This window comes from Octadecabacter temperatus (assembly GCF_001187845.1).
Taxonomy (GTDB): Bacteria; Pseudomonadota; Alphaproteobacteria; order Rhodobacterales; family Rhodobacteraceae; genus Octadecabacter; species Octadecabacter temperatus.
The window spans coordinates 2734421-2756867 of record NZ_CP012160.1; the positions used below are offsets into that span (position 1 = coordinate 2734421).

A 22447-nucleotide genomic window follows, 5' to 3' on the forward strand; every position below is an offset into this window, starting at 1 on the left:
TCGGCTAAACGAAACATTCTCAGTAACTTAGGGCGGGTTCAGGGATGGACCCGCCCTATTCATTCGGGGCATGGTGCGGCGAAATTCATAACCAAAGGCTAGTACCATGCTTCGTTCGTTTTTGATCCTCATTACCTTCATCATTGCATTGCCCGCATATGCGCAAGACTCCTGCGAATACGCTAACGACAACGAGTGCGACGAAGAACGTTACGGCGGACAAGGGTACTGTGAAACAGGTACTGACACCACGGATTGCACATTGTTGAGCGCCGGCATCAACGAAGACAGCTGCGCCTTTGCGGAAGACGGTGAATGTGACGAATACCGCTATAACGGTAGTGGCGCGTGTCAGGACGGATCTGACCTGACCGACTGCACAGCGTGGCAGGTTGACCGCGAAACAAACTTCATCGAACGCGCACAGGCGCTGGGCTATAACGAAGTTGCGATCAACGCACTGGGCGACAACACATGTCGTTGGTCTTACGACGAAGAATGCGACGACCCATCGTTGGGTGGCACTGGCGCATGTGAGGTGGGCACCGACGCAATGGATTGCATCGCGGCGAAACCAACCAACTAGTCACCACATCGTTGGCTAAAATCCCTTAGGGTCGGGTTCCGCACTGGACCCGACCCTTTGTTTTGCGCCAATGTAACGTCATTGATTTCAAGACAAAGGTTTTACAGATGCTTCGTTCACTCCTGATCCTACTGACGTTTGTCGTCGCCCTTCCCGCCTATGCGCAAGACACTTGCGAATACGCGAACGACAATGAATGCGACGAAGAGCGTTACGGCGGACAAGGGTATTGCGACGCAGGAAGCGATACGACGGACTGTACCTTGATGCGCGCTGGCATCGCGGATGACAGCTGCACATTCGCAAATGACAACGAATGTGACGAATACCGCTACAACGGCACAGGGTCTTGTCAGGACGGCTCCGACACCAGCGATTGCACGGCTTGGCAGGTTCAACGAGAGGCTGATTTTCTAGAGCGCGCGCGCGCCCTGGGCATTGCCGAACAAACCATCAATGAATTGGGCAACAACACCTGCCGTTGGAATAATGACAATGAATGTGACGATATTCTTTATGGCGGCACTGGGGCCTGTGATCCCGGAACCGACGCGACAGATTGCCTTGCCTCCGTCAGCACAAGTGCTGCGATTGAGCCTTTGGTCGGGGGCGACAATTCTTGCCCATTCGCCAATGACAACGAATGCGACGAGGCGCGCTATGGTGGCCAAGGATTCTGTGATGCGGGTACAGACACCAACGATTGTGCGGCAGGTGGCGATCTATTACGGACGCCGCTCGGCAATATAGGTGACAGCTGTGAATACGCGAACGACAGTGAATGTGACGAAGCGCGTTTCGGTGGCGGTGGCTACTGCGACGACGGCACCGACACATCTGATTGTCGCCAGTTGGCCGCGGGCTTGGATGATGACAGCTGCGATTGGGCAAACGACGGCGAATGCGATGAGATGCGCTACGGCGGTGGAGGTCAATGCGTTGATGGCTCGGACGCGACAGACTGCGACATGTACGGAACCTCGCCCGAGGCTTTAGCCCGTTTACTTTCCCTCGTCCCTTCGGATTTGCGTGCGCAACTCGGCGATGACAGTTGTCAGTATTCCAATGACGGTGAATGTGATGACGTGAACTTTGGCGGCACGATTTATTGTGACGTTGGCACGGATGCGACCGATTGCCGTGCGATGGCGCTTGGTGGCGAAGACAGCTGCCGTTGGGCCAACGACAACGAATGTGATGAACCCGGTATCGGCACCGACAACTGCACATCTGGTACCGATGTGACCGACTGCGCCGCCGTCGCTTACCTGCGCAATCGCACCGACACGTGTAACTCAGCGTTTGATGGTATCTGCAACGAAGCCTCCGGTGGCGATGGCACATGCGAAGCATTCTCTGACACCGCCGATTGCCTTGGCCGTTCACGCCCTGCAGGTCTTGAGAACCATTTCTTTGGCCGCGACGACCGCTTCTTGGTTGATGCAACGCAGGCGCCATGGCGTTCGATCGGATCGCTAGAACTGCAAGACGGCTCTTGCACGGGTACGTTGGTTGGCCCGTCGCTTGTCTTGACTGCGGCGCACTGCGTTACGGATACGGGCAATGAAACCAACACGCCTGTTATGTTTCGTGCAGGTCTTTCACTGGGTAATTCAGTAGGCGAGGCCAAAGTGACTGCAGCGGTCTTTGACCCGAACTATACACCCGACACGCAAGAGGCTGGCGGCGGAAATGGTCACGACTGGGCGCTGGTTGTTCTAGATCGCAACCTTGGTGACGAAATCGGTTACTTAAATGTACATGAGCTTACTGCAACCGACATCAGTCAGATCGGGCGATCTGGACTGTTGGTCAATCAAGCTGGCTATTCATGGGATACGGGCGACAACCTGTCGGGCAACCAAGGCTGTCGTGTTGTTGAAGCGTTTGAGGACAACTCAATCCTCCATGAATGTGACACGGCACAAGGCGACAGTGGCTCGCCGTTCTTGCTCAACGTTGATGGGGAGTGGAAAATCATCGCGGTAGACAGTCAGTTCTTCCGTTCTGATGAAGAAGACAAGTCCCCCTTCAGCCAAGCGAACCTCGCGGTCGATAGTCGCGCATTCGCAGCTGCTGTCGCGCAGCAGCAATAGCCTTACTCGAGTTAAGTCCAGTTTACTTTCACATAGGGCCAGTTAGTCTGGCCCTATGGCCCTACCCGTCGAAACCTTTTTCTTGCACCCCGATGCCGAAGGCACGTTGCAAACCCAAGTCCGCCAATTGGTCGCGGAAGGTATTCTCGCGGGGCGATTTCGCCCTGGTGAAAAACTGCCCTCATCGCGCAAGCTGGCCGCACACCTCGGCGTAAGTCGGATCACCATCACCCTCGCATTCACCGAACTTTTGGCAGATGACTATATCGTCGCGCAGGGACGGTCTGGCTATTTCGTTTCCGAGAACGCGCCCGAGCCACCTCAGTTTCCCGCCACCGCAAGCGAAGACAGCACCGTGGATTGGAGCCGTGCAATTGGCCAGCGTTTCACACCCACACAAGGGATCGCCAAACCAAGAGACTGGGCTCAATACCGATACCCGTTCGTTTACGGGCAAGCTGACCCGACATTATTTGATTCCGCGAATTGGCGTCTTTGCGCACTAGAAGCGCTGGGCAAGAAAGACTTTGATGCACTCACCGCGGATTACTACGACAGCGACGACCCAAAATTGCTCGACTTTATCGCGCGCCAAACCCTGCCGCGTCGGGGTATCCTCGCCAAGCCTGATGAGATTTTACTTACCCTAGGCGCGCAAAACGCACTGTGGTTAACGGCCCAAGTGTTGCTAACACAACGGCGCACCGCCGCCATTGAAGACCCATGTTATCCAGCGATGCGTGGAATTCTTGAGCAATCTCGCTGTCACCTTCATGCTATTCCCGTCGATAAGGATGGCCTTCCACCGGATAGCCTCCCTGCTGAAACCGATGTGGTATTCACCACACCGAGCCATCAATGCCCGACGGCTGCAACGATGCCGATGTCACGTCGCATGGCCCTTCTTGAGAAAGCGGAGAAGGATGATTTTCTGATCGTTGAGGACGACTACGAATTTGAGATGTCTTTTCTGACGCCGCCATCCCCTGCGCTAAAATCTCTCGATAAGAACGGGCGGGTTATTTACGTCGGCAGTTTTTCCAAATCGTTGTTCCCTGGTTTGCGACTTGGGTACTTGGTTGGCCCTGCACCGTTTATCCGCGAAGCCCGCGCACTCAGGGCATCTGTTTTACGCCATCCTCCGGGACATATCCAACGTACTGTGACGTATTTCCTATCACGCGGTCATTACGACGCCCTCGTTGGTCGAATGGGTCGCGCATTTCATGATCGACGCAAGATGATGGACAAAGCCGTTGAAGACACGGGCCTGACGGTCGCCGGCTCCGGTAGTTTTGGCGGTTCAGCCCTTTGGATGCGCGCGCCGAAACATATCGATACTCGCCATCTTGCACAGCGACTTTCCGAACAGGGCGTTTTGATCGAACCGGGTCATGCGTTTTTTAGTGGCGAAGATGCTCCAAAGAACTTTTACCGATTGGCCTACAGTTCGATCCCATCTAAGCGCATCGCTAACGGGATCGAAATCTTGGCGCGTACGCTTCGCAGTATGAGTTAGACGACTGGCATTCCACATCGTGTAGCCTTCGGGCTCGACAGCTAGATCACGAATGAGACTAATGGTCTTAATTTCAAACAAGTTGGTCCTAAGTGACAAAGTCAACTGGACCTAACAGGAAACGCACCAAAACCTTACATTCCGCACAAACTTGCTCCAAAAGGGATTCCCAAATGAAGATGACGACCGAAGAGGCCTTCGTAAAAACGCTCCAGATGCACGGCATCGACAATGCTTTCGGGATTATTGGTTCTGCCATGATGCCAATCTCTGATATTTTCCCTGATGCAGGCATCACATTCTGGGATTGTGCACACGAAACATCTGGCGGCATGATGGCGGACGGTTTTACCCGCGCGACAGGCAAGATGTCCATGATGATCGCGCAGAACGGCCCCGGCATTACGAACTTCGTGACCGCTGTGAAAACAGCCTATTGGAACCACACACCTGTTCTGTTGGTCACGCCGCAAGCCGCAAACAAAACAATCGGCCAAGGTGGGTTCCAAGAGATGGAACAGATGAACCTGTTCGCGGATTGTGTTGCCTACCAAGAAGAAGTGCGCGACCCGTCCCGCATCGCCGAAACACTGAACCGCGTGATCATGCAGGCCAAACGCGCCTCTGCCCCTGCGCAGATCAACGTTCCACGTGATTTCTGGACACAAGTGATCGACATCGAACTTCCAACAATCGTTAACTTCGAATTGCCACAAGGTGGAGAAGCAGCTGTGCAAGAAGCCGCAGACTTGCTGTCTTCCGCGAAATTCCCTGTCATCCTGAACGGTGCTGGCGCAATCCTGTCTGTTGGCGGCATCGAAGCGTCCCGCGTTTTGGCTGAAACGCTCGACGCGCCAGTTTGCGTTGGCTACCAACACAACGACGCTTTCCCGGGCAACCACCCACTTTACGCAGGTCCATTGGGCTACAACGGGTCCAAGGCGGGCATGGAGCTGATTTCGCAAGCCGACGTTGTTTTGTGCCTCGGCACACGTTTGAACCCGTTCTCAACCCTACCAGGCTATGGCATTGATTATTGGCCGACCGACGCGAAGATCATTCAGGTTGACCTGAACCCCGACCGCATAGGCCTGACCAAAAAGGTCACAGTTGGTATCGTGGGTGACGCAGCCAAAGTCGCTACAGCCATTTCGTCTAAGCTAGCCGATGGCGCTGGCGATGCGGGTCGTAAAGAGCGCAAAGAAAACATCGCGCAGACCAAATCTGCTTGGGCTCAAGAACTGACATCCATGACAGAAGAGCAGGACGATCCGGGAACAGACTGGAACGTGCGTGCACGTGCGGCTAAGCCAGATTGGATGGCACCACGCATGGCCTGGCGTGCCATTCAGGCGGCTTTGCCGACTGACGCGATCATTTCTTCTGACATTGGCAACAACTGTGCGATCGGTAACGCGTACCCATCCTTTGATGACAGCCGTAAGTATCTGGCACCCGGCCTGTTCGGCCCATGTGGTTACGGTCTTCCATCTATCGTAGGTGCGAAAATCGGTCAGCGCGATGTACCGGTTGTTGGTTTCGCTGGCGACGGCGCGTTCGGTATCTCTGTGAACGAACTCACTGCGATCGGCCGTGGCGAATGGCCTGCGATCACGCAGATCGTATTCCGCAATTACCAGTGGGGTGCTGAAAAGCGGAACTCGACACTGTGGTTCGACGACAACTTTGTTGGCACAGAGCTGGACGAAGGTGTATCCTACGCTGGCATCGCAAACGCATGTGGTCTGAAAGGCGTCGTTGCACGCACGCAGGACGAGCTAACCGCAGCACTGGCCCAAGCGATCAAGGATCAAATGGAAAACGGAATCACCACGCTGATCGAAGCGATGATCAACCAAGAGCTTGGCGATCCGTTCCGCCGTGACGCCATGAAGAAACCTGTCGAAGTTGCGGGTATTTCCATGGAAGACATGCGCGAACAGAAGCTTGCGTAACGCGCCCTGAAAGATAGGGTCGGGGCGAACATAATCATCCCGACCCGAATTCCGAGAAAGGCTCGTACATTCATGTCCGACTATCCGTTTCAATCCAAAACTGCCCCTGTCGCGCCTGCCCGTCTAATGACGCAAGCCCGCAGGATGCCCACGCCGCGTGTAGCACTGGTTAACGCTGGTGCCGTGACCCCGCTGGCAGGTATCCGCGAAGCCCAAGAAGCGGGTCTTGCCGATCCGATCTTAATCGGTGACGAGACCAAAATCCGCTCCGCCGCCGATGAAATCGGCTATGATATTTCCACCCTACGTTTGATCCACGCCCCTCATGCCGAAGCCGCTGTGAAAGCCGCTGAACTGGCCCGCAACGGAGAGGCAGACGCGATCATGAAAGGTCAGGTCCACACCTCGACGTTTCTAAAGGGATTGCTCCCATCCAAAGCTGGATTGCGCGACAAGGGTACCCGCTGCGGTCATGTGTTTCACATCACCGCCCCTGGTTCTGATCGACCGTTGCTTCTTACTGATGCGGCGCTGAATGTAGACCCCAGCGTCGAAACCCGTCAGGCCTGCTTGACGCACGCGGTGCATCTGGCGAAAACTCTTGGCAACGACCGCCCGAAGGCGGCGTTGCTAGCCCCGACCGAAGACCCAATTCCGTCGATCGCAAACACGATGGAATCCGCTGCAATCGCCACATGGGCACGCGACCATCTGCCAGATGCAGATGTGGCTGGGCCTATCGCAATGGATCTAATTCTGTCCAAAGATGCCGCCGCCGTCAAAGGCTACGACAGCCCCGTTGCTGGGGACGCCGACATTATCGTTTCGCCAAACATCACCACAGGCAACGCACTGTTTAAGCTAATGGTAATTGGCATGGGCTGTTGTGCAGGTGGCATAGTTATTGGGGCGAAAGTGCCAATCTTGCTGACGTCACGCAGCCAAAAGTCTCCCGCCCGCCTTGCGTCAGCTGCGTTAGGCGCAGTGCTGGCTGGGGCAGCCGTATGATCCTTGTTCTCAATACCGGTTCGTCGTCGATAAAAGCGGCGGTATTTGACGGCGAGATCGCCGAACAAGCTACGGCTACGCTTACAGGTCTGGGTAACAGCAACGGACGCGCCGTGCTTGAGGTCGGCGGCGTAAAGTCGGCTGTTGATGCCCCTGACCACGCCGCAGGTATCGGTGTTATGCTTGAAGCGCTTGGCGCACATCCATTCAGCGCCGTGGCGCACCGTGTTGTTCACGGCGGAACCGCCCTTGTTGCGCCGACAAAACTGGATGCCCATAAGATCAAAGTGATCGAGGCGAATGTGCCCCTCGCCCCGTTGCACAACCCACCTGCGTTGGCGGGTATTGCAGCTATCGCTTCCGCGCGCCCCGATCTACCACAGTACGCCAGTTTTGACACCGCGTTTCATGCGACCAACCCTGCGGTTGCGACAACATATGCGATCCCACAGGAAGACCGCGACCTTGGTCTGCGCCGCTACGGGTTTCACGGGTTGTCTTACGCATGGATGGTCAATCAATTTGGCGCAGCCTTGCCCGACCGTTTGTTAGCTTTCCACCTCGGCAATGGTGCGTCCCTGTGCGCGATCAAAGCAGGTAGATCCACTGCCAGTTCCATGGGGTATTCGCCTTTGGACGGGCTGACGATGGGAACGCGTTCTGGTGCGATTGATGGCATGGCTGTGCTGCGCATGGCGGAAATCCACGGCGCAGATGAAGCATCGCGTCGCTTGAATAAGGATTCTGGCCTAAAGGGATTAGGCGGCGCCAACGACATGCGCCTGCTGCTCGCGGCAGACACGGATGATGCGAAATTTGCGGTCGATCATTTTTGTTATTGGGCTGCGCGGCACGCTGGGTCTGCAGTTGTTGCGATGGGCGGTGTTGATGCTGTCGCGTTTACGGGCGGGATCGGCGAGAACTCGGCCGAAATCCGTACACGTATCATGGCGCATCTGAAATTCCTTGGTGAAGTCCCTGTGCATGTGATCAAGGCGGACGAAGAACGCCAAATCGCACTGGATGCGACCAATTTGGGTGCCGCATGATGGACTGGATTCTAGAGGCAACAGAACTATCCCAAGACGAGTTCTTGATTTTGGCTGGCCTCACGTTGCTTGCTGGCATCGTGCGCGGGTTTTCCGGATTTGCACTTTCCGCAATGGTTATGGCAACAGCGGTTGTCATCCTGCCACCAATTGAGCTGATACCGATGCTGTGGTGGTTGGAAATGTCCGCGTCCGTGTTGATGTTAAAAAACGGCTGGGCTGAAGCAGACCGCCCGATGACTTACGGTCTTGTTATTGCAGCCTTGATCGGCTGGCCGATTGGTCTTTGGCTGACGCTATCCTTGCCGGTTGAAACCTCAAAAGCCCTCGCATTAAGCGTGATCGTTGTATTGGCGATAAGCCAACTGGCGAATTTAAAGCTGACATTTTTGGCAAGCAAAGCGGGTCTTTACGGGACAGGTATTATCGCAGGGATCGTGTCCGGCGTTGCCCATGTCGGTGGCATGGTTGTTGCCTTCTATGTGTTGGCTGCCAACCAACCTGCACGCGTCATGCGTGCATCTCTTGTTCTTTACCTTTTCCTAGGCTCGGCGTCGTCCATGCTTGTGCTTTTGCTATTCGGGGTGATGGATTTTTCCGGTGTTTCACGCGGTTTAGTTTTCGCACTGCCAACAATGTTTGGCGTTCTGTTAGGCCAACAGCTCTTTACCGAACGGCTTGCGCCTTACTACCGCCCATTCTGTTTAACCCTGCTTATTGGCCTTGCCCTGCTTGGCCTGATCCGAACCCAACTCGCATAAAAATGCGCCGCGACCCATTGCAAAACTGCTCACAAACGTGGAATTGATCCATGATTGATGCACTCCGGAGAAGACCACTATGAAAGATCAACCTGATCTGAACCTTTCGCCCGACGTCTCCGACGAGGTCCGCAAGACCACTTGCTACATGTGCGCTTGCCGTTGCGGGATCAACGTCCATATGAAGGACGGAAAGGTCGCCTACATAGAGGGCAACAAGGACCATCCGGTGAACCAAGGCGTGCTTTGCGCCAAGGGTTCTGCTGGCATCATGCAGGTCAACGCACCTTCGCGATTGAAAGCCCCACTGAAACGCGTTGGCCCGCGCGGATCGGGTGAGTTCGAAGAAATTTCATGGGAAGAGGCGCTAACAATCGCAACGGATTGGCTAACGCCCGTGCGCGAAGAAGACCCATCCAAACTCGCGTTCTTTACGGGTCGTGATCAGTCCCAATCTTTCACGTCGCTTTGGGCGCAAGGGTTTGGCACACCGAACTACGCTGCACATGGCGGGTTTTGTTCCGTCAACATGGCCGCCGCTGGCATCTACACAATGGGCGGTGCGTTTTGGGAATTTGGCCAACCTGACTGGGACCATACCAAAATGTTCGTGCTGTTCGGCGTCGCAGAGGACCACGACTCTAACCCGATCAAAATGGGCATTGGCAAAATCAAAGAACGCGGCGCGCGCATGGTTGGCGTCAACCCGATCCGTACGGGCTACAACGCCGTGGCGGATGACTGGTTCGGCATCACACCCGGAACAGATGGCCTGCTGATCATGGCGCTGATCCATGAGCTGTTTAAGGCTGGTAAGCTAGACCTCGACTACCTCGCGCGGTTCACCAACGCGTCTTGCATCGTCAACGAAGATCCAAGCAGCGACGAAAACGGTTTGCTGCTGCGCGACGATGAAGGCCAGCCCCAAGTTATCGACCGCAACACTGGCAACCTCGCACCATGGAACGGCCAAGGCGTTGAGCCAGATCTTGGAACAACATACCGCCACGCTGGTGTCACCCATCGCCCGGTCTTCCATTTGATGGCGGATCGCTTCCTAGACCCCAAATACGCACCAGATGAAGTTGCCGAAGCAACAGGCATTTCCGCGGATCGCATCAAGCAACTGGCAGCAGACATGGCCCATGTTGCGTTTGACGAAGCGATTGAGCTTGATCGTCCGTGGACAGATTTCCGCGGAAAAAAACACGCCAAGATGATTGGCCGCCCTGTTTCAATGCACTCTATGCGCGGTATTTCGGCGCACTCGAACGGATTCCAAACCTGCCGTGCCCTGCACACGCTACAAATCATCCTTGGCGCGGTTGAAACACCCGGCGGCATGCGTTTCAAGCCACCCTACCCTAAGCCCGCAACAGCGCACCCCAAACCACATGGCAAGGTTACACCAGGTGGCGCATTGAATGGTCCACACCTTGGGTATCCACATGGTCCCGAAGACCTGATGCTTAAGGACGATGGCAGCGCCATTCGCATCGACAAAGCATTCACATGGGAAAACCCGCTGTCTGCCCACGGCATGATGCACATGGTAATTTCTAACGCCCATGCGGGCGACCCGTACAAGATCGACACGCTGTTCATGTATATGGCGAACATGTCTTGGAACTCGTCGATGAATTCGACGGGCGTGATGGAGATGCTGACGGACACAGATGAGGACGACGAATACGTCATTCCGCGTATCATCTATTCGGACGCCTATTCCTCAGAAATGGTAGCCTTCGCTGACCTGATCTTGCCCGACACAACATACCTTGAACGCCACGATTGTATTTCCCTTCTGGATCGCCCGATCTGCGAGGCCGATGCCGTCGCCGATGCCATTCGTTGGCCCGTTGTGGAACCCGACCGCGATGTGCGTGGTTTCCAGTCCGTGCTTTGTGAACTTGGTGCGCGTCTGAACTTGCCCGGTTTCGTAAACGAAGACGGGTCGCAAAAGTACGAAGACTACGCCGACTACATCACCAACCACATTCGCCGTCCGGGTATTGGCCCGCTGGCAGGCTGGCGCATGGGTGAAAAAGGTACGCAAGACGGGCGCGGCGAGCCTAACGAAGGCCAGCTCGATAGCTACATCAACAACGGCGGTTTCTGGCATGCAGAGGTGCCGAAGAACGCAGCCTATTACAAGCCATTCAACATGGGCTATCAGGATTGGGCCGTGGAAATGGGCTTCTTCGATTCCGTCCAGCCCTACATCTTTACACCCTACGTCGAACCCCTGCGCCGCATGCAGCTTGCCGCCGAAGGCCATGGCCGCGTGCAGCCACCGGATCATTTGCGCCAACAGGTCAAAGACACGATGGACCCGCTGCCGATTTGGTATGCGCCCCTGTCGGATGACCGTATCGACACCGATGAATTTAACGTCCACGCTCTAACCCAACGCCCAATGGCGATGTATCATTCATGGGGTTCACAAAACGCTTGGCTGCGCCAACTGCATGGCCGCAACCCGCTTTATGTGCCGACAAAGATTTGGGAACAGCACGGGTTTGTGGAAGGCAGTTGGGCCAAGGTTACGTCCCCGTCCGGCGTCATCACTGTTCCTGTCATGCACATGGCGGCGCTCAACGAAAACACAGTCTGGACATGGAACGCCATCGGCAAACGCAAAGGTGCTTGGGCGTTGGATGAAAAGGCACCTGAGGCGACCGAGGGTTTCTTACTTAACCACCTGATCCACGAGCTATTGCCAGAACAAGCGGACGGCATGCGCTGGTCCAACTCCGACCCCGTCACAGGCCAAGCCGCGTGGTTTGACCTGCGCGTCAAAATCGAAAAGGTCGCAGCCCCAGCCGAGGCACAACCCGTGACGCCGCCGCAAAAAGCACCCGTCCCTAAAGGCCCGTCTAAACTGGCATGGAAGGTTGGAAAATGACCCGTACCCTGCTCCTCATCTTCGCCTTCCTCGCCCTGATGATTGGCTCGTTCGTATGGTTCGTCATCACATGGGACGCTAGCAAAGAAGAACCTGTCAGCGCGATCCGACCCATTCAAATAGGGGCCACCACATGACCACACTCCCTACCTCAACGGACCGTAAACTCGGCCTCGTGATTGACCTTGATACCTGCGTCGGCTGCCACGCTTGCGTGATCTCCTGCAAAGGCTGGAACACGGAAAACTACGGCGCACCACTGTCGGACCAAGATCCATACGGCGAAGACCCGACGGGTACGTTCCTCAACCGCGTTCATTCCTACGAAATCCAACCCAAGGAAGCGCCAGCACAGCTGATCCACTTCCCGAAGTCCTGCCTGCACTGCGAAGACGCGCCTTGCGTTACAGTGTGCCCAACTGGGGCCAGCTACAAGCGCGTTGAAGACGGGATTGTTCTGGTCAACGAACAAGACTGTATCGGTTGTGGCCTCTGCGCTTGGGCTTGTCCTTATGGCGCACGCGAAATGGACCAAGAAGAGAAGGTCATGAAAAAATGTACCCTCTGCGTGGATCGTATCTATAACGAGAACCTGCCCGAAGAAGACCGCGAACCAGCCTGCGTGCGCACCTGCCCCGCTGGCGCGCGCCACTTTGGGGACTTCGCCGACCCGGATAGCAACGTATCTATTCTAACGGCCGAGCGCGGAGGAATGGATTTGATGCCAGAGATGGGAACAAAACCCGTCAACAAGTACCTCCCTCCACGACCTAAGGACCGCGACCGCTCTGAGGATGTCGACATTCTTGCGCCGTTCCTTGAACCTGTCGCGACGGAGACCACTGGTTTCCTTGGATGGCTCGACAAGGCACTCGACGCCATGCCCGGCTCCTCAAAAGGGGATAAGAACTAATGCATCCTGCACCGTCAGTTATTCTATTCTCCACGCTTTCCGGCCTCGGCTTTGGCCTGTTGGCCTTTCTTGGCTTCGGCATGCCGTCCCCAACAGGATTCATGGCGTTCATCTGGTTTACAATCGCCTACCTGCTTGCTGTCGGTGGGCTTATTGCGTCCACCTTCCACCTTGGTCACCCAGAACGGGCGTTGAAGGCCTTCAAACAATGGCGTTCCAGCTGGCTGTCACGTGAAGGAATTTGTGCTGTCGCGGCTCTGTTGGTTATGGCGCTTTATGGTGCTGGCGCGGTGTTCCTTGATACAAACTGGACGTTCATCGGCGTTATCGGCGCAATCTTGTCCATCGGAACCGTTTTCACCACGTCTATGATCTATGCCCAGATCAAAACCGTTCCGCGTTGGAACAACCTGACAACCCCATTGATGTTCCTGAGCATCTGCATCGCAGGCGGCGCGTTGCTTGCAGGGCAAGTCAGCCTAGCGACGCCGCTGCTGATCCTTGCTGGTGTCACGCAGATTGCACACTGGGTGTTTGGCGACAAAGCACTGTCCAATTCTGGAACGACTTTGGCGACGGCAACGGGCCTTGGTGCACGTGGCGAGGTTCGCGCATTTGAACCGCCGCACACAGGTACCAACTACCTTCTCAAGGAATTCATCTACGTGATCGCGCGCAAACATGCGCTCAAGCTGCGGGTCATCGCGATTGTCTTGATGGCGGTATTACCCGTTCTTCTGATCATCACCCACTCGCATATCCTCGCAGCGCTTGCGGTGCTTAGCCACCTCGTCGGCGTTTTCGCTGCGCGTTGGTTGTTCTTTGCAGAAGCTGAGCACGTGGTTGGGCTGTACTACGGTAAACGCTAATCGCGCCCCCAAACGCAAACGGGCCCCGCACAACGCGAGGCCCGTTTTAGTTCAAGCGAAGGGTTACGTGCGGATGCGTGCTTCTGTTTCTGCATCAAACAGGTAGACGCGCTTGTCCTCAAACGTCAGGCCCACGCGTTGCCCCTCGCTCACACGATCATCGCCGCGTTCTTCCATAACGATCCGCTCTCCGCTGTCGGATTCCAGATAAGCATAGCTCACCCCGCCAAGGCTTTCGGTAAGATCAACGCGCAAGGTGTCGCCCTTTGGGTCAACGACCAAGTGTTCCGGGCGCAATCCAACGCTTACGGGTTTGCCTTTGTAGGCCGGTGCAATCTTCATCTTAACCGACGTCTTGAGCGCTGCAATCTCGACAGAACCATCGCCAATAACACCATCCATAAAGTTCATAGCAGGTGAGCCGATAAAGCCCGCAACGAATTTGTTGTCAGGATCACGATACAGATCCATCGGCGCACCGACTTGCTCAATTACACCCATGCGCAGCACGACAATCTTGTCTGCCAGCGTCATCGCTTCGACCTGATCGTGGGTCACGTAGATCATCGTCGCGCCGATTTCTTTGTGCAGGCGCGCGATCTCAACCCGCATTTCGACGCGCAGTTCTGCGTCAAGGTTGGACAGCGGTTCGTCAAACAGGAACACTTCGGGGCCACGCACAATCGCACGACCAATAGAAACGCGCTGTCGCTGACCACCGGACAGGGCCGCAGGTTTACGTTCCAGATAGTCCTCGAGTTTCAGGATGCGCGTTGCCTCTGCAACCTTCTCCTCGATTTCCTTTTTCGGGTGGCGGTTCATTTTCAAACCGAAACCCATGTTCTCTTTGACGGTCATATGCGGGTAAAGCGCATAGGTCTGAAACACCATCGCAACACCGCGCTCGGACGGGTCCATCTTGGTGACGTCCCGCTCACCGATGTTCATCGTGCCACCAGTGGTTTCTTCCAACCCAGCGACCATACGCAAAAGTGTGGACTTACCGCAGCCCGACGGGCCGACAAAGACGCAGAACTCGCCGTCTTCGATTTCGAGGTCGATCCCGTGGATGACCTGCACGTCGCCGTATTTCTTGATCACATTATTGAGCGTTACACCGGACATGTTGGTGGACCTTCCTTAGGAATTGGTTGCTGTCGCTGGAAATTGCCAAGAGCTGGCTTCTTTCGCGATTGCGGCGGCTGCAATTTTGATGCGTGGGACAAGGCTTTCTAGCCCTGCCAAATTCGTGCGGGTCGTGGTGCTGGTGACAGAAAGCGCCCCCAACACACGATTGGTTTCAGACAAGATTGGCAGGGATACGCAGATAATGCCTGGCTCATGTTCTTCGCGGTCAAACCCGTAGCCGTTGGCGCGAATGTCATCCAATTCGGCGCGCAGGCTTTCAACGGACGTGTGCGTGGTGTCTGTGAAACGGTGATAACTTTGCTGGTCCAACACATCCGCCAGTTCGTCTTCTGGCAGAAACGCCATCATCGCCTTGCCGACACCCGTGCAATAGGCGGGGCCAACTTTGCCCGCTTGGCTGTACATCTGAACAGGGTCTGCCGCATTGCGTTTGTCGACATAGATAACTTGTGCGTGGTCCAACTGGGCAAGGTGAACTGTTTCACCTACATCCGCGCTTAATTGATCGACCTGTGCGCGGGCGATTGGCGCAAGCGATGCTTGCTGCCATGCGGCATGCGCAAGGCGCACCAAACGTACACCCGGGGCGTAGGTTCCGCGGTCGGGATCATAGGCCAGCATGCTCTGACTAGTGAGCGTTTGAACGAATCGGTAGAGCGTCGCCTTTGGAAATGGCGACGCGTCGATCAGTTCGGAAAATCGAACGGGGCGCCCAAAAGATGCCACCTGATCCAATACTTCCAATGCTTTACCTACTGTTCCGTCGCCTGAAGCTGCCACATCGCTCTCCCATTCATCTGAAGTCCTCCAACCTCAGTATTGACAAGCATGGGCGATTCGAGATTAGATTTCAATATTCAAAACTAAGTTTCAAATAATGAGACTTGTTCGAATGGAAATCTAAGGGAGGAAACCATGAATTCCATGTTGAAGGCGTCCGTAGCGGCGCTTGCATTGGGTGTTGCATCAACATCCGCGTTCGCTGACGGCTTGTCTGGCGATCTTCGTATTGTGTCTGACATGTCCAACCCTGCGCCACGCGCAGTGATGGAAGGTCTTGTCGCTGACTTCGGCGCGGCAAACCCAGACCTGAACATCGAGCTCGAGATCGTTGATCGTGAAGCTTGGAAAACACAAATCCGCAACGCGCTGACTGCAAACGCACCAGACGTTGTAAACTGGTACGCTGCAAACCGTATGGGTCCATACGTCGAAGCTGGCTTGTTTGAAGACGTGTCTGACATGTACGAAGACGGCTCTTTGCCAGGTCTCGAAGCCGTTAAAGGCGCGATGACTTTGGATGGCGCACAGTGGGGCGTGCCGTACACGTACTACCAGTGGGGCATCTACTACCGCGAAGACATCTTCAATGAGCTGGGCCTGACTGAGCCAACGACAATGGAAGAAGAGATGGCCAACTGTCAGGTCATCATCGACTCCGGTCGTGCTTGCTATGCAATCGGTACCAAGTTCCTTTGGACGGCTGGCGGCTGGTTCGATTACATGAACATGCGTACGAACGGCTTCGACTTCCACATGGAACTCGCTCGCGGTGAAGTTGCTTGGAATGACCCACGTGTTCTGGAAACATTCGCCAACTGGCGTGCGTTGATCGACATGGGTGCGTTCATTGAAGATCACCAGTCCTACAGCTGGCAGGAAGCGCTTCAGCCAATGCTCGACGGCGAAGCAACTGCATACCTCATCGGTAACTTTGCAGTTCCACACCTGCGCGAAGCTGGCCTGACAGATGATCAGATCGACTTCTACCAATTCCCGACAATTGCGGACGTTCCACAGGGCGAAGATGCCCCAACGGATACATTCCACATCCCGTCAAACGCGACCAACAAGGACAACGCACGTGCGTTCCTTTCGTTTGTTGCTTCTGCTGACGTTCAGACAGAAATCAACGCGGGCGCTGCACTTGGTCAGCTTCCAGTAAACGCTGGTTCCTCTGTTGATGCAGATGAGTTCCTTGAGCAGGGCTTTGAGATGCTGTCCACGAACGCACAGGGCGGCGTTGCACAGTTCTTCGACCGTGACTTCCCAGCGGAAATGGCATCTGCTGGCATGGAAGGCCTGCAAGAGTTCATGGTGTTCCCAGACAATCTGGATGACATCATCGAGCGCCTCGAAGAGACACGTCTGCGCGTCTACGAGTAAGCAATCAAATTGGGGGTGGGCATTCGTGCCCGCCCCTTTTCCCTTTCAACCCATCCGCAAACAGCCCGCGCTTTTTCCGCATGTGTTGACCCGTCAGGAGACGATCCGTGACCACCACCGCCCAAACCCGCAGCTGGTATAAGCGCAACGAAATCGCAATCACGCCGTGGCTGTTCTTGTTGCCCGGCCTGTTCTTTTTCGCGATGTACGTCATCATCCCTATTTTCCAGTCGTTCTGGATCAGCCTTTATGAATGGAACGGTCTCGGAAAATTGTCCGAAGAAGGCGAATGGATTGGCCTTGGTAACTACGAGCGTTTGCTAGGTGGTGACCGTAAATTTGAGACGTCATTCTGGAACAACCTGAAATGGTTGGTTCTCTACCTGCTCGCGATCCCGATGGGTTTGGGGATTTCACTGTTCTTGAACCAACAGGTCCGCGGCATCCGCCTATATAAGTCCCTGTTCTTCTTTCCGTTTGTCATTTCACAGGTCGTTGTCGGCCTCGTGTTCTCATGGTTCTACCTTCCGCGTGAAGGTCTGCTGAACGCTATCCTTGCTTGGTTCGGATCAGACGGTGTGAACATTCTTGGCGATCCGACCACTGCGACCTATGGCATTATCGCTGCCGGCCTGTGGCCGCAAACGGCCTACTGCATGATCCTTTATCTCACGGGTCTAAACTCGGTCGATCCAGAACAAGTTGAAGCCGCGCGTCTAGACGGTGCCAAAGGCCACCGGATGCTGTGGCATGTGATCCTGCCACAGCTAAAACCCGCAACGTTCATTGCTTTCGTTGTGACGATCATCGGAGCGCTCCGTTCGTTCGATTTGATCTCCGTGATGACCAACGGCGGCCCTTTCGGATCCACCCGCGTGCTGAGCTTTTACATGTTCGAGGAATCCCTTTCTGAATACGGGTTCCAAATGGGATATGGCGCGGCAATCGCGGTGATCTTGTTCCTCATCATGCTGGTCTTTATCGGCTACTTCCTGTGGTCGATGTACCAAGACGAAAAAGGAGCGCGCTGATGTTTCCGACCCCTATCGAAAAGACGTCGCGTTCGTGGCAGATCACCTATCAGACGTTGATCCCGATTGTTCTGGTCATTTGGCTCTTGCCACTGATTGCCGTTGCTGTGTTCTCAATGAAACCACTCGCGGACTTCACCAACGGCAATTACTGGGGCCTCCCCTCAACGTTTGAAGGCTTTGCGAACTATGGCAAAGTGTTCTTTGAATCCGACATGCCGCGTTATTTGCTGAACTCTGTGTTCATCACAGTGCCAACCGTCGTTGGCGCAGTTGCGCTTTCGGCGATGACGGGTTTTGCGCTGGGGGTTTACAGGTTCAAAGGCAACTTGCTGATCTTTTTCATGTTCATCGCAGGTAACTTTGTACCGTTCCAAATCTTGATGGTGCCGGTGCGCGATCTGACGCTGGACCTTGGATTATATGACACCAAAACCGGTCTCGTGCTGTTCCACATCGCGTTTCAAACAGGGTTCTGCACATTGTTCATGCGCAACTTTATCCGCGCCCTTCCTTTCCCGTTAATCGAAGCCGCCCGCGTTGAAGGCGTTGCTGAGTGGCGCATCTTCTTGTTCGTGGTGCTACCATTGATGAAGCCTGCTTTGGCGGCCCTATCTGTTCTGATCTTTACGTTCATCTGGAATGATTACTTCTGGGCGATCGTGTTGACCCAAGGGCCAGACAGCCAGCCCGTAACGGCAGGTATCACAAGCTTTAACAGCCAGTTCGTGGCGCAATATCACCTGATGTCTGCGGGTTCGATTGTGGCGGCACTGCCCCCTGTGGCGATGTTCTTCTTGATGCAAAAACACTTTATCGCGGGTTTAACCCTTGGGGCTGTGAAGTAATGAAAACTTGGCGACTTGATGATGGCGGTCAGACTTTGGTTCTGGCGGCGCGGCGCGAACGACTGCCTGAAGTGGTCTATTGGGGCGCTGTTTTGCCCGCGGACGAGAACCTTGAAACATTGCTGGCGGCACACGCGATTGACTTGACGGGTGGTATGCTTGACGAGAACCCAGACTTGTCGCTTTGCCCCGAAGCATCGCGCACATTTCCCGGCCAGCCCGGACTTATTGTGCGTAGTGAAAACGGCACGCCACTGTTGCCGAAGTTCCGTTTTTTGTCGGCCGAGAATGGCAAAGACCTGACGCTTAAGTACCGCGACGGCGACAACGGTCTCACGCTGACGTTCTCGTTTGTGACCGACCCAGACACCAACGTCATCCGCGCCAAAACGATCCTGAACGCGGACGCACCTGTGCACCTGCATTGGCTTGCGGCCCCCGTGATGCCTGCACCGCAGCAGTCCGATGAGATGATCGACTTTTCCGGCCGCTGGTGCCGCGAGTTCGAAACGAACCGCACTGCTTGGTCCCCCGGTATTCGCTACCGCGAAAATCGTACGGGGCGTACAGGGCATGAACACTTCCCCGGTTTGATCGTGCCCTTAACAGGTGCCACGAACACGCAGGGCGAGGCTTATGCATTCCATTATGGCTGGTCTGGCGGTCACCGCATGATCGCTGAGGAACTGCCTGATGGGCGGCGTCAAATTCAATGGGGTCATGCCGCGCGCATGGAAACCGAAGCCGCAACAGAATTCAGCACAGCCCCTTTGTTCATGACCTTCTCAGACAAAGGCTTGAATGGCTGCGCAGTCTCGTTCCAACGCCACGTTCGCGACCGTGTCGTGACATGGCCCAAACCAGATCGCCCGCGCCCTGTGCACTACAACTGCTGGGAAGCGGTCTATTTCGACCACAAACTTGACGTGTTGTCAGACATCGCGGACCGCGCCGCCAAACTGGGTGCCGAACGCTTCGTGTTGGACGACGGCTGGTTCGGCAACCGTGACGACGACACACGCGCGCTGTCCGACTGGGAAGTAGATGAACGTAAATACCCTGACGGGCTAACCCCACTGATCGATCACGTTCATTCGTTAGGCATGTCGTTTGGCATTTGGTTTGAGCCCGAGATGATCAACCCTGACAGTGACATTCACCGCGCCCACCCAGATTGGGCTCTTGGCAGCGAAGATCAAACGCTAGGTCGCCAACAAAAGGCGCTCAACATGGCGCTGCCAGAAGTGCGTGACTTCTTGTTTGACCGCATGTCAGCTGTCCTGACGGATCACGACATTGATTACATCAAATGGGACCACAACCGCGTGCTGCCGATGCCGGATGCGGCACAGACTCGCGGATCTTATGCATTGATCGACCGTTTGCGCGATGCCTTTCCGTACGTGGAAATCGAAAGCTGCGCATCAGGTGGAGGCCGCATCGACTTTGGCATCCTGAAACGTACGCAACGTGTTTGGCTTTCTGATTCAAACGACGCGCTCGAACGCCTGCACATTCAACATAACGCGGCCCTTTTCCTACCTTTGTCGATTACGGGTTCCCATGTTGGTCCGCGTCGGTGCCACACGTCAGGGCGCACGCTCGACATTTCGTTCCGTGCTTGGGTCGCCGCACAACGGCATATGGGGTTCGAAATGGACCCTCGCGAACTCGACGATTATGAAACCCGCGTGCTAACCGAAGTCACAAGCTGGTGGAAACACAACCGCGAATGGATGCAGGCTGCGGATATCCTGCTGCTGGACAGCCCTGATCCCGCCATCATCGCTGAGCAACAAATGCAGCCCGACGGTGAACGGTTTGTTGTCTTCGCAGGCAAAGCCGCAACTTCGGCACAGATATCTCCGCGCCCATTGCGCCTAACGGAGCTCGATCCGAACGCAATGTACGAAGTCTCATTGGCCAATCGTGTTACAGCATCACACCTGTCCCGCGGCACACAGGCGTTGAAGGACGGACCGGTCACACTTTCAGGAACCTATCTTATGCGCCACGGTTTGACCTTGCCATGGTCGTTCCCTGAAACCATGTGGGTGCTCGAAGGGAAACGACTATGACCTCTGATCATATGCCAAAGTGGATTGCCGCCGATTGGGGCACATCGAACCTACGCCTTTGGGCAATAGGTGATGATGGGGCCGTTTTGGACATGCGGACTTCTGACAAAGGTATGGGGCAACTCGCGCCCGATGCATTTGAAGCGGTTCTTGTCGATCTTGCTGCTGATTGGCTCGATACGGCAGACACGGTTGTTGCGTGCGGCATGGTTGGCTCGCGCCAAGGCTGGGTTGAAGCGCCGTATCAAACAGCACCTTGCGGCGTCTGCCCAAACAAGATGGTCACGGCCCCTGTTCTTCGCGACGCGCTGACCGTCCACGTGATACCCGGCATCCGCCAAACCGATCCTGCAGACGTTATGCGCGGTGAAGAAACCCAGATCGCGGGGTACCTCGCGCAGACCGACGATTGGGACGGCGTCATCTGCCTGCCCGGAACCCACACCAAATGGGTTCATGTATCCGCTGGTGAAGTCGTCAGTTTTCAGACCTGTATGACAGGTGAAATGTTTGCTCTCCTCGCCGAGCAATCGGTGTTGCGTCATTCCATAGCTGACAGCGGTTGGGACGAAGACACATTTCTTGAGGCCGTCTCACAAACGATGTCACGCCCTGAGCGTTTGGCGGGGCAGCTGTTTTCCCTACGTGCGGCGCAGCTTGTCCACGACACAGATGCACAAACACTTCGTGCTCGGCTTTCCGGTCTGTTGATTGGTGCAGAACTTGCGTCGACCAAACCCTATTGGCTCGGCCAAAACGTTGCGCTGATTGGGGCGGATGCTGTGTCCCAACCCTACCTTGCAGGGCTTGCCGCGCAGGGTGTCGACGTCGCGCGCGCAGATGCCACCGAAATGACCCTTGCTGGCATCAAAGCCGCGCACGCCCTTCTGGAGACAAAATAATGACCCGCAACATCATCGCTATTCTGCGCGGCATCACCCCAGACGAAGTCGAGGGCGCTGCAGCAGTCCTAATTGACGCTGGCATCACCTCAATCGAGGTGCCGCTCAATTCGCCAGATGCGTTTACATCCATCGCCTATCTGTCCGAAGCATTCGGCAGCGACGCATTGATTGGCGCGGGCACAGTTTTAACCGTCGAAGAGGTGAACCGCGTCGCGCAAGCGGGTGGAAAACTTGTCGTTTCCCCGAATGCCGATCCGCGTGTAATCCACGCCACCAAAACAGCTGGCATGCAAAGTTGGCCAGGGGTCATGACCCCGACCGAATGCTTCTCCGCGCTAAAGAACGGCGCTGATGGTTTGAAGCTGTTTCCGGGATCGTTGCTTGGTCCTGACGGGCTAAAAGCCATCCGCGCGGTATTGCCCGAGGGCACGCAGGTCTACGCCGTCGGCGGCGCTGGCCCAAACAACTTCGCGGATTGGTTTGCTGCCTCGGTTGACGGTTTCGGAATTGGTTCCAGCCTGTATAAACAGGGCATGACAACTGCAGACATCGCCAGCCGTGCTGCCGATATCGTTGCAGCCTATGATGCCGCAAAACAGGACTAACGAC

Annotated in this window: 19 protein-coding genes; 17 read left to right on the forward strand and 2 right to left on the reverse strand. The window is 55.5% G+C overall.

Annotated features, from left to right (window positions below):
- Window positions 1–106: 106 nt before the first annotated feature.
- From OSB_RS13720 to OSB_RS13765, 11 genes are all read left to right on the forward strand, one after another.
- Entirely contained in the window at window positions 107–586 is a 480-nt protein-coding gene (locus OSB_RS13720) for a hypothetical protein (RefSeq protein WP_049835527.1), read from the forward strand.
- Window positions 587–693: 107 nt separating this feature from the next.
- Window positions 694–2682 carry a trypsin-like serine peptidase gene (locus OSB_RS13725; protein WP_049835528.1) on the forward strand — a complete coding sequence of 663 codons (1989 nt, stop codon included), beginning with the start codon at window positions 694–696 and terminating at the stop codon, window positions 2680–2682.
- Window positions 2683–2737: 55 nt separating this feature from the next.
- Window positions 2738–4201, forward strand: a complete 1464-nt coding sequence (gene pdxR / locus OSB_RS13730) for a MocR-like pyridoxine biosynthesis transcription factor PdxR (protein WP_049835529.1) — start codon at window positions 2738–2740, stop codon at window positions 4199–4201.
- A gap of 173 nt (window positions 4202–4374) precedes the next feature.
- Window positions 4375–6156 (forward strand): sulfoacetaldehyde acetyltransferase, encoded by a 1782-nt coding sequence (gene xsc / locus OSB_RS13735; protein ID WP_049835530.1) that lies wholly within the window; start codon window positions 4375–4377, stop codon window positions 6154–6156.
- Between the two features lie 72 nt (window positions 6157–6228).
- Window positions 6229–7164 (forward strand): phosphate acyltransferase, encoded by a 936-nt coding sequence (locus tag OSB_RS13740; RefSeq protein ID WP_049835531.1) that lies wholly within the window; start codon window positions 6229–6231, stop codon window positions 7162–7164.
- Window positions 7161–8213, forward strand: a complete 1053-nt coding sequence (locus tag OSB_RS13745) for an acetate/propionate family kinase (RefSeq protein ID WP_049835532.1) — start codon at window positions 7161–7163, stop codon at window positions 8211–8213. The genes OSB_RS13740 and OSB_RS13745 overlap by 4 nt, the downstream gene beginning before the upstream one ends.
- Window positions 8210–8974 carry a sulfite exporter TauE/SafE family protein gene (locus tag OSB_RS13750; protein WP_049835533.1) on the forward strand — a complete coding sequence of 255 codons (765 nt, stop codon included), beginning with the start codon at window positions 8210–8212 and terminating at the stop codon, window positions 8972–8974. The genes OSB_RS13745 and OSB_RS13750 overlap by 4 nt, the downstream gene beginning before the upstream one ends.
- A gap of 79 nt (window positions 8975–9053) precedes the next feature.
- Window positions 9054–11879: a molybdopterin oxidoreductase family protein gene (locus OSB_RS13755; RefSeq protein ID WP_049835534.1), complete on the forward strand. Its 2826-nt coding sequence runs from the start codon at window positions 9054–9056 to the stop codon at window positions 11877–11879.
- The gene (locus tag OSB_RS16795; protein ID WP_169750358.1) at window positions 11876–12016 is read left to right on the forward strand and encodes a hypothetical protein; all 141 of its coding nucleotides are present in this window, start codon (window positions 11876–11878) and stop codon (window positions 12014–12016) included. The genes OSB_RS13755 and OSB_RS16795 overlap by 4 nt, the downstream gene beginning before the upstream one ends.
- Window positions 12013–12792: a 4Fe-4S dicluster domain-containing protein gene (locus tag OSB_RS13760; protein ID WP_049835535.1), complete on the forward strand. Its 780-nt coding sequence runs from the start codon at window positions 12013–12015 to the stop codon at window positions 12790–12792. The genes OSB_RS16795 and OSB_RS13760 overlap by 4 nt, the downstream gene beginning before the upstream one ends.
- Window positions 12792–13661 (forward strand): dimethyl sulfoxide reductase anchor subunit family protein, encoded by an 870-nt coding sequence (locus tag OSB_RS13765; protein WP_049835536.1) that lies wholly within the window; start codon window positions 12792–12794, stop codon window positions 13659–13661. The genes OSB_RS13760 and OSB_RS13765 overlap by 1 nt, the downstream gene beginning before the upstream one ends.
- Window positions 13662–13724: 63 nt before the next feature.
- Here the strand turns inward: OSB_RS13765 and OSB_RS13770 are convergent, their stop codons facing one another.
- Window positions 13725–14786 carry an ABC transporter ATP-binding protein gene (locus tag OSB_RS13770; protein ID WP_049835537.1) on the reverse strand — a complete coding sequence of 354 codons (1062 nt, stop codon included), beginning with the start codon at window positions 14784–14786 and terminating at the stop codon, window positions 13725–13727.
- A gap of 15 nt (window positions 14787–14801) precedes the next feature.
- On the reverse strand, window positions 14802–15590 hold the full coding sequence (locus OSB_RS13775; protein WP_049835538.1) for an IclR family transcriptional regulator: 789 nt from the start codon (window positions 15588–15590) through the stop codon (window positions 14802–14804).
- A gap of 135 nt (window positions 15591–15725) precedes the next feature.
- On the opposite strand from OSB_RS13775, the gene OSB_RS13780 reads away from it, so the two are divergent.
- The 6 genes from OSB_RS13780 (at window position 15726) to OSB_RS13805 (ending at window position 22443) form a co-directional block, all read left to right on the forward strand.
- Window positions 15726–16976 carry an ABC transporter substrate-binding protein gene (locus OSB_RS13780; protein ID WP_082166477.1) on the forward strand — a complete coding sequence of 417 codons (1251 nt, stop codon included), beginning with the start codon at window positions 15726–15728 and terminating at the stop codon, window positions 16974–16976.
- Window positions 16977–17083: 107 nt separating this feature from the next.
- Window positions 17084–18007, forward strand: a complete 924-nt coding sequence (locus OSB_RS13785) for a carbohydrate ABC transporter permease (protein WP_049835539.1) — start codon at window positions 17084–17086, stop codon at window positions 18005–18007.
- Window positions 18007–18855 carry a carbohydrate ABC transporter permease gene (locus tag OSB_RS13790; protein ID WP_049835540.1) on the forward strand — a complete coding sequence of 283 codons (849 nt, stop codon included), beginning with the start codon at window positions 18007–18009 and terminating at the stop codon, window positions 18853–18855. The genes OSB_RS13785 and OSB_RS13790 overlap by 1 nt, the downstream gene beginning before the upstream one ends.
- Complete coding sequence (locus OSB_RS13795; protein ID WP_049835541.1) at window positions 18855–20933, forward strand: alpha-galactosidase; 2079 nt, start codon at window positions 18855–18857, stop codon at window positions 20931–20933. The genes OSB_RS13790 and OSB_RS13795 overlap by 1 nt, the downstream gene beginning before the upstream one ends.
- The gene (locus OSB_RS13800) at window positions 20930–21835 is read left to right on the forward strand and encodes a 2-dehydro-3-deoxygalactonokinase (protein ID WP_049835542.1); all 906 of its coding nucleotides are present in this window, start codon (window positions 20930–20932) and stop codon (window positions 21833–21835) included. Before OSB_RS13795 ends, OSB_RS13800 begins: the two co-directional genes overlap by 4 nt.
- Window positions 21835–22443 carry a 2-dehydro-3-deoxy-6-phosphogalactonate aldolase gene (locus tag OSB_RS13805; protein ID WP_049835543.1) on the forward strand — a complete coding sequence of 203 codons (609 nt, stop codon included), beginning with the start codon at window positions 21835–21837 and terminating at the stop codon, window positions 22441–22443. The genes OSB_RS13800 and OSB_RS13805 overlap by 1 nt, the downstream gene beginning before the upstream one ends.
- Window positions 22444–22447 lie beyond the last annotated feature (4 nt).